At 44.7% G+C, this 12,291-nt stretch carries 13 protein-coding genes, 4 tRNA genes and 1 pseudogene; 3 read left to right on the top strand and 15 right to left on the bottom strand.

The features are described 5' to 3' along the window. Positions 1 to 63 precede the first annotated feature (63 nt). The gene (locus tag L6472_RS05110) at positions 64 to 558 is read left to right on the top strand and encodes a hypothetical protein (protein ID WP_237807558.1); all 495 of its coding nucleotides are present in this window, start codon (positions 64 to 66) and stop codon (positions 556 to 558) included. A 188-nt stretch (positions 559 to 746) separates the two neighbouring features. On the opposite strand, the gene L6472_RS05105 is transcribed toward L6472_RS05110, so the two are convergent. Both L6472_RS05105 and L6472_RS05100 read right to left on the bottom strand, forming a co-directional pair. Continuing rightward, a complete protein-coding gene (locus tag L6472_RS05105) occupies positions 747 to 1,055 on the bottom strand; it encodes a helix-turn-helix transcriptional regulator (RefSeq protein WP_237807557.1) in 309 nt (102 codons plus the stop codon). Next, positions 1,039 to 1,375: pseudogene (locus L6472_RS05100) on the bottom strand (type II toxin-antitoxin system RelE/ParE family toxin). Before L6472_RS05100 ends, L6472_RS05105 begins: the two are co-directional and overlap by 17 nt. Positions 1,376 to 1,689: 314 nt before the next feature. On the opposite strand from L6472_RS05100, the gene ilvC reads away from it, so the two are divergent. Further along, entirely contained in the window at positions 1,690 to 2,739 is a 1,050-nt protein-coding gene (ilvC, locus tag L6472_RS05095) for a ketol-acid reductoisomerase (RefSeq protein ID WP_237807556.1), read from the top strand. A gap of 84 nt (positions 2,740 to 2,823) precedes the next feature. Here the strand turns inward: ilvC and L6472_RS05090 are convergent, their stop codons facing one another. After that, positions 2,824 to 3,588, bottom strand: a complete 765-nt coding sequence (locus tag L6472_RS05090) for a glycoside hydrolase family 25 protein (protein WP_237807555.1) — start codon at positions 3,586 to 3,588, stop codon at positions 2,824 to 2,826. A gap of 126 nt (positions 3,589 to 3,714) precedes the next feature. Between L6472_RS05090 and L6472_RS05085 the strand changes: the two genes are divergently transcribed. Then, positions 3,715 to 4,962: a clostripain-related cysteine peptidase gene (locus L6472_RS05085; RefSeq protein WP_237807554.1), complete on the top strand. Its 1,248-nt coding sequence runs from the start codon at positions 3,715 to 3,717 to the stop codon at positions 4,960 to 4,962. Here the strand turns inward: L6472_RS05085 and L6472_RS05080 are convergent. The 12 genes from L6472_RS05080 to L6472_RS05025 form a co-directional block, all read right to left on the bottom strand. Then, on the bottom strand, positions 4,959 to 5,492 hold the full coding sequence (locus L6472_RS05080; protein ID WP_237807553.1) for a 4'-phosphopantetheinyl transferase superfamily protein: 534 nt from the start codon (positions 5,490 to 5,492) through the stop codon (positions 4,959 to 4,961). The two genes, L6472_RS05085 and L6472_RS05080, sit on opposite strands and share 4 nt — an antisense overlap. Continuing rightward, the gene (gene gldE / locus L6472_RS05075) at positions 5,479 to 6,801 is read right to left on the bottom strand and encodes a gliding motility-associated protein GldE (protein ID WP_237807552.1); all 1,323 of its coding nucleotides are present in this window, start codon (positions 6,799 to 6,801) and stop codon (positions 5,479 to 5,481) included. The genes L6472_RS05080 and gldE overlap by 14 nt, the downstream gene beginning before the upstream one ends. A gap of 9 nt (positions 6,802 to 6,810) precedes the next feature. After that, complete coding sequence (locus L6472_RS05070; RefSeq protein WP_237807551.1) at positions 6,811 to 7,269, bottom strand: single-stranded DNA-binding protein; 459 nt, start codon at positions 7,267 to 7,269, stop codon at positions 6,811 to 6,813. A gap of 22 nt (positions 7,270 to 7,291) precedes the next feature. Beyond that, complete coding sequence (locus L6472_RS05065) at positions 7,292 to 7,852, bottom strand: hypothetical protein (RefSeq protein WP_237807550.1); 561 nt, start codon at positions 7,850 to 7,852, stop codon at positions 7,292 to 7,294. Between the two features lie 33 nt (positions 7,853 to 7,885). Continuing rightward, a tRNA-Gly gene (locus L6472_RS05060) sits at positions 7,886 to 7,958 on the bottom strand. 24 nt (positions 7,959 to 7,982) lie between these two features. Continuing rightward, positions 7,983 to 8,069, bottom strand: a tRNA-Leu gene (locus L6472_RS05055). 29 nt (positions 8,070 to 8,098) lie between these two features. Continuing rightward, positions 8,099 to 8,180, bottom strand: a tRNA-Leu gene (locus tag L6472_RS05050). A gap of 48 nt (positions 8,181 to 8,228) precedes the next feature. Continuing rightward, positions 8,229 to 8,301, bottom strand: a tRNA-Gly gene (locus tag L6472_RS05045). A 114-nt stretch (positions 8,302 to 8,415) separates the two neighbouring features. Next, entirely contained in the window at positions 8,416 to 9,603 is a 1,188-nt protein-coding gene (gene nspC / locus L6472_RS05040) for a carboxynorspermidine decarboxylase (protein ID WP_237807549.1), read from the bottom strand. A gap of 9 nt (positions 9,604 to 9,612) precedes the next feature. Next, positions 9,613 to 10,284, bottom strand: a complete 672-nt coding sequence (locus L6472_RS05035) for a YggS family pyridoxal phosphate-dependent enzyme (protein WP_237807548.1) — start codon at positions 10,282 to 10,284, stop codon at positions 9,613 to 9,615. 10 nt (positions 10,285 to 10,294) lie between these two features. After that, complete coding sequence (locus L6472_RS05030) at positions 10,295 to 10,777, bottom strand: DUF4494 domain-containing protein (RefSeq protein ID WP_237807546.1); 483 nt, start codon at positions 10,775 to 10,777, stop codon at positions 10,295 to 10,297. Positions 10,778 to 10,809: 32 nt separating this feature from the next. After that, the gene (locus tag L6472_RS05025; RefSeq protein ID WP_237807545.1) at positions 10,810 to 12,063 is read right to left on the bottom strand and encodes a hypothetical protein; all 1,254 of its coding nucleotides are present in this window, start codon (positions 12,061 to 12,063) and stop codon (positions 10,810 to 10,812) included. Positions 12,064 to 12,291 lie beyond the last annotated feature (228 nt).

Below are 12,291 nucleotides of genomic sequence, written 5' to 3'. Positions count from 1 at the left end.
CCTATTAATCAATCAGCCTGCATCTATGGGTATCAACAGGCACAACTTTTTCAACAAAAAAAAATGAAGAAGTATTTTATGTGTTTTATTCTGTGCTTAATGTCATTATCAACATTCGCACAGAAAGAGGTAACGGTAAAAGCAGGAACACTTGTGCCGTTGCAAGTAATTAATTACACTAAAGCAGCAGACGTAAAAGTCGGGCAGAAAGTGGGATTTAGAGTTTCTCGCGACATCACCGTTAATGGCGTGACAGCAATCCCTTATGGAACCACTGTCAACGGAACGGTTTACGAAGCTAAGAAATCATCTTGGTGGGGAACCAAAGGTCGTCTTGGTATAAAAATCTCAGAGATGTTTGGTCCTAATGGCGAAATGATACCTTTGACCAATGGTGATGTCTACGTAACTGGCAAAAACCGTACTGCGCTTTCAGTATTACTATTTACGTTTGTTGTATGGCCTGCTTGCTTTATCTGCGGCTCAAAAGCTGAAATTCCTGCAGGCTATGAGATACAAGCCAATGTGGCAGCTAACACCATCATAACTGTCGAATAAAAAAAGACAAACTATCTCATTGCGGTATGACGTCAAAATAAGTATGCTTCATATTCATAATGAATAGTGAAACAAAACAAACTAAGCAGCGCTTCTAATCAGATGCGCTGCTTTTCTAAAATGAATATATCTGCACTTTATTTGCGATGATATATTCATTTTTATCTGGAAATGATATCCCTTGACGTTTACCCTAGAACCTGCGGCTGAGACACTTCAAAGCGCAAGCCAAGGGCACTAAGAATGCGAAGGAACATGCCAGCACCAGGTTCAACGCTGCCATTCTCCACACGTGAGATATACGACTTGTTGGTGCCTACACGCCTAGCGAGTTCCTGCTGGGTAACTTTCTCACGCTTGCGTGCATCACTGATAATCTGACCAACACAATAGGCATAGGCTTCCTTGCGAAAGGCTTCTCGCTCTGGGGTTCCTACCTTTCCGAAGCGTTCATCCATCATAGCATCAACGCTCATTATGTCATTTCTTTCCTGCATAATATTCTTTTTTTAATTGTATTGCCTTGTTAATCTCCTTTTCTGGAGTCTTCTGTGTCTTTTTCTGAAAGCCATTGAAGAGTATTACCACATTACCATCGTCAAAAATGAAAAACACGCGGAATATATTGCCAGCATGTTCTGCACGAAGTTCGTAGATCTCATCACGCAGATACTTTACGAACTTGGCACTAACTCGCTCCTGTGTCTTTAGCATATCAATGACATAGAACACCTTGCGGGCTTCTGCATCAGAGATGCGACAGGATGAAGTCTCTGAAATACGATTTGTATGCAGATATAATTCTTTCAGATTTCATGGTGGCAAAGATACAAAAAGTTTTCATATCAGGCAACTTTTAAAAAAAATATATATAATCTGTATCAGCAACGTCCGCGCATTCATTGATGGTCAGCCGCAGAATGTGGTTTAAAAAATAACAATTTCACAAATTAACACACAAAATACTTGCGAGTTCGTAGTTTTTTTACTACTTTTGCAGTCGATTTATAAGTTAACCCCTCGTTGGCATCTCGGGAAGATGCCGATTGTGCTGACAAAACGACGGCTCTCGGGTTAGGGCTGGCATAGTGCAAAGGGACATGTATAACACATTAAACATAATTAGAAATTATGGCAGAAATGAATTTTGGTGGCGTTATCGAAACTGTTGTCACCAGCAAGGAGTTCTCTCTTGAGAAAGCACGTGAAGTATTGAAGGATGAAGTAATCGCCGTTATTGGATATGGCGTGCAGGGCCCCGGACAGGCTTGCAACCTGCGTGACAATGGATTCAACGTCATCGTGGGCCAGCGTCAGGGAAAGACCTACGACAAGGCCGTGGCCGACGGATGGGTGCCTGGTAAGACGCTGTTCTCTATCGAAGAGGCTGCCGAGAAAGGCACCATTCTGTGCATGCTCCTGAGCGATGCTGGACAGATACAACAGTGGCCCACCATCAAGCAATATTTGAAGCCCGGCAAGACACTTTACTACAGCCACGGCTTCGCCATTAACTGGAGCGATCGCACAGGCGTAGTACCCCCCAAGGATGTTGACGTGATTATGGTTGCTCCAAAGGGTTCGGGCACATCGCTGCGCACCATGTTCTGCGAAGGTCGCGGACTGAACTGCTCTTATGCCGTTTATCAGGATGCATCAGGCAAGGCTAAGGAGAAAACACTGGCTTTCGGTATCGGTATCGGTGCAGGCTATCTGTTTGAAACGACATTCCAGCGTGAGGCCACCTCAGACCTTACTGGCGAACGCGGTTCGCTGATGGGTGCAATCCAGGGACTGCTGCTGGCACAATATGAGGTATTGCGCGAGAATGGACACACTCCTTCTGAAGCCTTCAACGAGACTGTTGAGGAGCTGACACAGAGTCTGGGTCCGCTGTTTGGCGAAAGAGGTATGGACTGGATGTATGCGAACTGCTCTACCACAGCCCAGCGCGGTGCTTTGGATTGGGCTCCACGCTTCCACGATGCTATAAAGCCCGTGATGGAGTGGCTGTATTACTCAGTAAAGACTGGCAACGAAGCACAGATTACCATCGACGCCAACTCAAAGCCCGACTATCGTGCAGGACTGGAGAAGGAATTGGAAGCTATGCGCAATCAGGAGATGTGGCGTGCAGGCGAGACCGTACGCAAGTTGCGTCCTGAGAATCAAGATATATAATACAACACAAAAGCGATCATAACAATAGAAAGAGAGAGGACACGCGAGTATCCTCTCTCTCATTTTTTCTTATTACTCTTATGCTTAATGACGGTATCGAATGTCGCGCAACTCGTGGTTGCCCATGAAGCGGCTCTTATCCACCAACCCGGTGATGCCCATGATTCGACCACGACAGGAATACTGCCACAAAGTGTAGTCGCGCCCATCCTCAAGCACAGGTTCTTCGTCGGCATACATAGCCACCATCAATTGATAATCGTCAATCTTGCCCTGGAGATGCTTGTTGTAGAAGTTGCGATAGGTGTAAACCAATGGCTTCTGATGGTAAGCCTTTTCCATCAACGACAACATCTTGAGCAGCGAATCGCAAAACTCCTCAGATGACAGGCGACCATCGGTTTCTACATCTAGCATCGGTATAAGGTCTTGTTCGCCAGGAAGACACTGGGCCTTGAAATTGTCAAGCTGCGTCTGTATATCAGCGGCTGGACGGAAAAAGTGATAAGACCCCACCTTCAGCCCATGACGATGAGCCAACTCGATATTGCGCTCATAGAGAGGGTCAACATTCTCCGACCCCTCGGAAGCTTTCAGATAGACATACGCCATCTTGCTATGCTCACCAATGGTATTCCAAAACACCTCGCCCTGATAATGACTCAGGTCGATGCCATGAATGTGACTGCAAGTATCCTCGCAACAAAGAAGTGGGTTTTCGTGTATCGTAGGCGACACAACACGACGCACGACTCTGCGTTTCCTGACTACACGGTGAGTACGTGCTTTCTTGCGGTGGCGGCGTACAGCGGCATCGGTTGGCATGACCACCAACAACGCAAGTAACATCGTTAAACAAATTGTAATTCGCTGATTTAACTTAATCATGATACAAAAATACTGCTTTTTTCACGAAATACATAAGATATGTGCGAAAAATAATGTATTTTTGCAAATGAGAGAATAAATACTGAAATGAGAAAACATTTTTTTCGATATTTCATCTGTTTGATAGCGCTATGCACATTGACAGCCTGTGACAACAATGATGATAAGGATGACTCGCCTGCCCCCAAGCGAGAGTATCAACGCACCGTATTGGTTTATATCTCGGGCGAAAACAGACTCAGCACATTTATCAACGACGAACTGCAAGAGATGTGCGTGGGCTCCAAGGAGCTCAGCGATAGCCAGGCACTGGTGGTGTATGTTGACAATGCCAGCACAAAAAACAAACCCTATATGGCAAGGATCAAAAACGGTGAGTTGACAGACCGCTTCAACTTTGACGATGACTGGCTGTCTTCTAATCCTCGCACGATAAGCAATGTGCTGAACTATGTATCACATTATTATCCAGCCAACGAGTATGGACTCGTGTTGTGGGGGCACGGCAGCGGATGGCTTAAAGAAGACTCTATCACAAGCAGCAGACGAGCATACGGCATAGACAACGGAAACAATGCCATGTCGGACTTCGGACAATGGATTAATATACCGACACTGGCTAACGTACTGCAGAAATGGAATCATAAGTTGCGCTTCATTCTTAACGACTGCTGCTACGCTCAATGTATAGAGTGTGCCTACGAGTTGAGAGATGTGGCCGACTATATCATTGGCTCGCCTGCAGAAATCCCTGGAGTCGGGGCACCATACGACAAATTAACACCAGCAATGTTTGGCACAACACCAACATTCTATAAGGACATCGTGGACAGATACTTCGATCAAACCATCAGCACAAAGGCCTCCAATTCGGAAACATATGAGGCACGAGTGGCGCTATCTGTGGTTAAAACCTCAGAACTACAACCACTTGCCAGTGCAACCAGACAGATCATAAAAGACATCAATCTGAGCAACAACCCAAATCTGAACGGACTGCTATATTACGGTATGTACGAGTATATGCCAGAGACTAGATTAATTGATACTTTCTACGACATCAACGACTTCTTTCTTCATAAGGCTACACCCGAAGACTACAACATATGGAAAAAAGCCTTCGACAATGCGGTTGTCTATCGTGTTTACGGTAAATGGCAAACTGTTTCTTTACCTATCAGCATCTTTGACAGATTATCAGACGAGCGTTATGGTGGGGTAAGCATGTATATACCACAACAACGCACAAGCACTAACTTCTATCGTGTTTGTGCTGACTATATCAAAAACTATAAGTGGTACTATGCCTGTGGATTAAATTCTGTAGAAGATTAAAAGGAATAAGTTAAAACAAAGTCGTCAGATCGCTCAAAGTGTATCTCTACAATTTCGTTATTCTTCATATCTTCAAGTTGAATAATAGATTCACTCATTCCGAGCAATCGCATATCAAAATATTGCAAATGGGCAGAAGAATGAAGTTTATAGAGTGTCTCTTTTGCCGACCATAGCAACAACATCTCCTCAACAGTTGCTACTGGTTCGTCATCACGAATAAACTTCTTAGCAATACGCCCCACTCTATCAGACAGATACTCTATATCCACAGCCACCTCGCTGCAGTCTGAAAGAATGAGGGAAGCAAAACCACGCGTATGACTGACACTGACATGCCACCCTGTAAGTATAGGTTTTCCACTGCACTCATGACCTATACATAATGAGTTATCGCCCGTCATGGCATGCAACAACCGATGCACGGCATCACGTTCTCTTTCGCGAGCACTACCTTCGAAGGGCTCGTCTATGCGCCAAAGTCCCAAACGGACATGAGCAGACAGTTGACGGATTTCAATCAGCGACATTGTCTTTGCAAACAATCACCTTAATCTTGGATATACGATGACCATCAAGTTCAACAATCTCAAACTTGAAGTTCTTATAGTCTAAACGTTCATGCTCGCTGGGAATATCACCCTTCAACTCAAGCATCAAACCTGCCAGGGTATCGGCATCCCCCTCAACATCTTCAAACACATTGTCATCGAGGTCAAGTATTCGATAGAAATCAGTCAGAAGTGTCTTGCCCTCAAACACATAGGTGTTAGCATTAACGCGAACGTAACTTTTCTCTTCGTCGTCGTATTCATCGTTGATCTCACCAACAATCTCTTCAAGCACATCTTCTAATGTAATAAGACCACTGGTGCCGCCAAACTCATCAACTACAATAGCTATGTGCACCTTGTTCTCTTGAAAATCGCGAAGCAAATCATCTATCTTCTTTGTCTCAGGCACAAAATACGGAGGACGTATCAGTGACTGCCAACGAAACGTTGAAGGTTTGCCTATATGAGGCAGAAGATCCTTGATATACAAAATGCCACGTATATTATCAACAGAATCTTGATAAACAGGAATACGCGAATAGTTGTTCTCTACAATACACTTGATAACCTCCGGAAACGTAGATCGAAAATTCAAGTCCACAATGTCCTGACGACTTGTCATTACTTCCTTGGCCGTCTCATCGCCAAAGCGCACGATACCTTCCAACATATTCTTCTCTTCCTTCAAGTCTTCCTTGTCGGTGAGTTCCAAGGCTTGTTCCAAATCATCAACGCTCAGAATACGGTTCTCCTTCTGCACCACCTTTTCGGCCAGCACTCCAGTGCGTATCAATATGCTAGACAAAGGATAGAACACCTTGCGAAGCACCATAATAAAGGGCGCAAACATACGACAGACAGCAAGAGCATGCTGAGAGCAATACACCTTTGGCATAATCTCGCCAAAGAGTAAGAGAAGAAAGGTCAGTAAGACGGTGATAACCAGAAATTCGAGCCATACGGCATTGCCAAAATCTACGACAGAGGCAAAGAAGAAGTTACAAAGCATGATGATTGTAACATTCACCAAATTGTTGGTTATCAGTATAGTGGCAAGTGTACGCTCAGAATCTACTCGGAGAAAAGCAATTTTCTTATCTAACTTATTCTTTTCCTCGTCCAACTCGCTGAGGTCTGTTGGAGACAGCGAAAAGAAAGCTATTTCAGATCCGGAAGCGAAGCCCGATAAGATTAATAAGACGCAAGCTAAAAAGGCTGAAAGAAAAGCTCCAAATCCAATTGGATTCAGATGAACTTCATGAAGTATATCTTGGAGATAGTCCATTTTAGATAATTAAAAAGGCAACGGCTCGTCCTTCGTTTCTGTTTCTATCGCAGTTTGCCCCTGCCCTGCATTAGCATTCACAGTGGAAAAAGAAGAACCCGTAACAGAAGCAGCTGCAACTCCATGGGCTGAAGAAGCCTGCCTAGGCGTTAGCATTTCCATATTGTCAGCCCATATCTCTGTGTAGTATTGACGTTTGCCCTGTTTATCATCGTAAGAGGCATAGTGTATGCGACCTTCAATATATAGCTTGTCACCTTTATGAACATAGTGCTCTACAACCTCAGCCAACTTGCGCCAAAGAATCACATTGTGCCACTCTGTGCGCTCGGGCACCTGAGTTCCATTCTGCAACGTATAGCCACGTTCGGTGGTTGCCAATGTCAAACGTGCCACAGCCTGTCCCTGATCAACATAGCGTACCTCAGGATCACGGCCCACATTGCCTATCAACATCACCTTGTTCATACCTTATTAAAAATTAAATGGTTTAAGCTTCGCTTTTTAGAGGTTTAGCCTTTCCTAAGAAGCGGAAATGAAAGTTCTTTCCCTTAACAGACGGAAACTGACTGCGATTATCCACACGCTCGCGCAAATAGTCAACAATACGATTATAGCAGTCAATGCCAGACATTGCCTTTACCTGTGCCACGAAATGAGTATCACGATACTGGAACTTGCCTGTGCCAGGTACCATCAAAACACGCTTAAAGTCAATTTCACCTTCATACCATCCCTCTAGTTCCTCGTTAAGCTTCATAATGACAGGCGAAAGCTGACGAGCAGCCACAGGAGGCTCTGGTGTGCGCACAGCACGCTTTTCCTTAAAGTCAGCCATAGACGCCGCTTCTGTCTTAATGATGATGAAATAAACGCGTGGACGAATTTTATAACGCTTAGGATACAAGACATCACTATTGACATAATCTCGGATATCAGCTTCCAAAACTGGATTCATATCAATTTCATCGATACCTTTCAAAAAGTCGATAGCTTCATCAACACTATACACAAGTGTCTCTTTATCAAAATATCTTAAGTATAAATTCATGATTTGAAGATGTTTTCCTGTAATATTAAGAGGAGCGGAAAACGGGACTCGGACCCGCGACCCCAACCTTGGCAAGGTTGTGCTCTACCAACTGAGCTATTTCCGCATAATTTCAAAGAAGGGTTTAAAATGGTGAAGAGGAGGAGACTCGAACTCCCACGTCGCAATTGACACTACCCCCTCAAAGTAGCGCGTCTACCAATTCCGCCACCTCTCCAACATGATTGACATCTTGAATAAAAAGAGTGCCCAGAACAGGACTCGAACCTGCACGCCTCGCGGCACACGCACCTGAAACGTGCGCGTCTACCAATTCCGCCACCTGGGCATTTACGATTAAGGCCTTCCTTAATCTCTCTTTTTGTTCAATATGTTGAGCGGAAAACGGGACTCGGACCCGCGACCCCAACCTTGGCAAGGTTGTGCTCTACCAACTGAGCTATTTCCGCCTGTTTATCGCACTAAATTAAGTGTGTTAGCATATCTCTCTCGATTGCGGTTGCAAAGGTACTGCTTTTTTTGGAACTGCCAAAACTTTTCCGCTTTTTTTTTCGAAAAAAGTGCTAATCCATACGATTTTTATAGTCTTCATAGCCAAATTGACGCAAAATCTCGAGATTCCCGTCCATTTTTAGCATTCCGATAGCAGGATGACTGATACCATTGAACATACATGTTTTTACAGTTGTGTAATGAATCATATCCTCAAAAATCACCTCTTCACCCACTTTTAATTCATGATTGAAGCGCCAATTTCCCATAAAGTCTCCACTCAAGCAACTATTTCCACCAAGTCGATAGTAATAGCCAGATACTGCCGAAGAAACTGATTCCGATGATTTGAATGTTTCCGAGTGACCAGAATCGACATTAGCGATGTATTCGTTGGGGTCAACATGCTCTGCTCCACGTACGTCAGGATAATAGGGCATCTCTAAACAATCAGGCATGTGACAGGTGAAACTGACATCAAGGATGGCGGTACGAATACCCTTATCTTCTACCACATCGACGACATGGCTCACCAAAGGACCTGTTTGCCATGCGAAGGCACTGCCTGGTTCCAAGATGATTTTCAGCCAAGGATAGCGTTCATGCAACCCCTTTAATATATTAATAAGGTGTGGGACATCATAATCTTTACGAGTCATCAGATGACCGCCTCCCAAGTTGAGCCATTTCAACTGAGGGAACCACCTATTGAATTTCTTTTCGATGTGCACCAATGTACGTTCAAGTACATCTGCCCCACTCTCGCAATGACAATGGCAATGAAAGCCTTCAATATCACTAGGGAGCTGTTCGGGCAATTTATCGGCTGTCACACCAAAGCGTGTGCCTGGTGCACATGGATTATAAAGTAATGTGCCAACCTCGCTATATTCTGGGTTGACACGCAAACCAATGCTAGCCTTCCCTGCCACACGATGATGGTAACGTTCGTATTGTGTCAAGGAGTTGAACGTGAGATGCGATGAACACCGCACAATAGGCTCTATTTCATCTTCCGTATATGCTGGCGAGAAAGTGTGTGCCTTTGCGCCAAACTCATCGTATGCCAGTAAGGCTTCGCTAAGCGAGCTGGCTGTAGTGCTATTGATATACTCACGAAAGATGGGGAATGTCTTCCAAAGGGCAAAGGCCTTAAAAGCCAATATTATTTCGACATCAGCCTCTTTTGCCACATGTGCAATGAGCTGCAGATTGCGTCTCAGTTTCTCCTCCTCAATAATATAAATAGGTGCTGCCATTAAAAACAATCAATAAATTCTGGGTCCAAAGATGGTTGTGCCTATGCGAACCATCGTGCTGCCGTGTGCTACGGCAATGTGATAATCGTCGCTCATGCCCCACGAACGTTCGCAGAAAGCATCGTCATCAGCAAAATACTGCATTTTCACCTCGTCGAAGAAGTGAGCAGCAGTGTCAAATTCGCGTGCAATCTGTGCCTCGTCATCGACATTTGAAGCCATCATCATAAGACCGCAAATCTGCACATGAGTCATCTGTCGCCACTCGCCGTCGGCCAACATCTGCCGACAATCCTCAAGTGTAAAACCATATTTGGTGGTCTCTGCTGCGATATGCAGTTCCAACAACACCTTCACCTTCCTTTCCGACTTAGCAGCTTGCTTCTCAATCTCGCGCAGCAATTTCACAGAATCTACTGTTTCTATCATCGAGATATAGGGGGCAATATATTTCACCTTGTTGGTTTGCAGATGTCCAATGAAGTGCCATTCGATGTCGCTGGGCAGTGTGTTCACTTTCTGTGCCAACTCCTGCTCATGACTCTCGCCAAATACACGTTGCCCTTCGTCATAGGCTGCGGTGATAAAATCGACAGGGTGAAACTTACTAATGGCCACCAGTCGCACACCTTTTGGCAGCGACTGGCGCACCTCGTTCAGTTTTTCTCTTACCGGATACATAGCAACGAAACTATTGTTCAAATTCAGGCTTATCGTCTTTCTGAGTCTTACCCGTATGTTCGTAAACGTCCATCAGCTGTGTTTCAGCGACACTGGAAATGGTATAGTCAATCATTGTGCCGCCCATCACCTCGTCAAGATTCTTCACAGCACCATTAAATGAGCCCGCCTGTACCAGATAATTGACGGTCGATTTTTTCTCTTTCTCAGATTTTTCGTCGATTGTAATAAACTGCAGTTTTGCCTTATACCACTTGTCGGCCATTTCCTGATCGCTGAAGAATATCTCGCCATAAGGTGCCTTTTTGATGTCGGTCACGGTGAATTCGCCACTGATATATGAAGACATTTCCTCGATAATGCGCTCTTCAGCCTCGCTAAAGCTCAGCGCATCTACCACATAAGCCTCTGTTACTTTCTTTTGCATGCCGTCTTCCATAGTTTTCTCGTAGCGTATTTTGCACTCAAACCATGTAGCGGTTCTACTTCTCATTGCCATTTGTTTTCCAGTTAATAAATTAATTTTTATTTTTGTATTCCCTTCTTTGTAAGGGTTTTCTGTTTTTCCTTCGTCAGACGATTGATGATTTCGTTGGCCAGCTGACCTGTTCGTTCGGGACTCAATCCTGCTTCGCCACCCAGTTTGGTCTGCTGTTCTATCAGTTCTTCCATCAGCTGTTTGCTGCCAGCCACAAAGACTTTTTCCTCCGCCCCCATACGCTCGTTGCTGTAAACCTTAGAGAGAATGCGGTCTGCCTGACGCTCAAACTGCTTTTTAAAGATGTCTTCAGCCTTAGCCTGGTATTCATCGAGTCGTTTTTTCTCCTCTTTTGTAAACAGTGTGTCGCCATCCACATTGGCTGAGTCGGGGTCACCAGACAGCTCCGCTTCCGGATCGAAGTTCTCATCGCCAAACCATTCTTCGTCATTGTCTTGCTGAGAGGTCTGCTCTACGAAATCTATTTTCTCAGTTTGTGGTGTGAAATCAAAATACAAACAAACGCACACCAAGGTCAAAGCAACTGCAGCCAGCGACAAGAGCAACGACTGGTGTATGCTATTACGTTTTTTCAAGTCGTTTGCCATTGCCTCGACTGACGCATAACGAGCCTTAGAATCTTCGCTCACTGCTTTCTTCACCACGGTCTTCATCCCCATAGGCATGTCTCCATTCTCATAGATTTTCTGTAGCAACATGCCCAGTGAATACACATCACTACGGGCATCCCCATGACCAGTCTGCAAGACTTCGGGTGCTACGAAAGATTCACTCCCTTGATAAAGAGCTGCCAAATCTGTTGGTTTAAAGAACGAGCCATGACACATCAGCATCGGATGTGAGCTCCCCTTAGCCAGCAAAATGTTGCTGGGTGCAAAGCACCAGTAGAAAACGCCATCTTGATGCAGGCGCTTGGCGGCATCCATCAGTTGATTGGTAAGATCGTCCATAAACCCTTTTCGCGCCACCACCGATGGATCTTCTCTTAAAATTCGCTCCAAGGTCTGATACGTTCCTGCCTCAAGCCCCAGCTCGCAGCAACCATGCGCCATTGACTGAATCTCAAAATGCATCTGTTGCGACAGGTTCAGTCGCGAACTGTAGTGCTGATCCTCTTGCAGAGAAGCACAGAAAGAACTGTTATCTGCTAAGTCCTGTCTGACAGTCACAATGTTTCTATACTTACCATCAACCTGCTGTTTACGCAACACGCCAATAGGCAGTTGCTCTTTTCCAACAGCCGATTTTTCTGATGCATTAAGCATTTCTTCGAAGTTCATACCTTTAAGTTTTTGAATGCGCAAAAGTACACATAAAATCCGATATAAGCAAATTTTATCTGATAATTTCCAATACGCTTTTATTAGCTTCACAACTCTTCTTGTTTAAAATCATATTTCATGCCGTTTCACGGCGCAATTCTACCAGTTTGACGACACAATAGTTATCGTTTTGCACCATCATACCAATCGTTTGAAAGCTGAGAAGCATTGCTTCGTCTCGTCTAA

The organism is Prevotella sp. E13-17, from assembly GCF_022024035.1.
Taxonomy (GTDB): Bacteria; Bacteroidota; Bacteroidia; order Bacteroidales; family Bacteroidaceae; genus Prevotella.
This window is presented reverse-complemented; position numbering and strand designations above follow the sequence as displayed.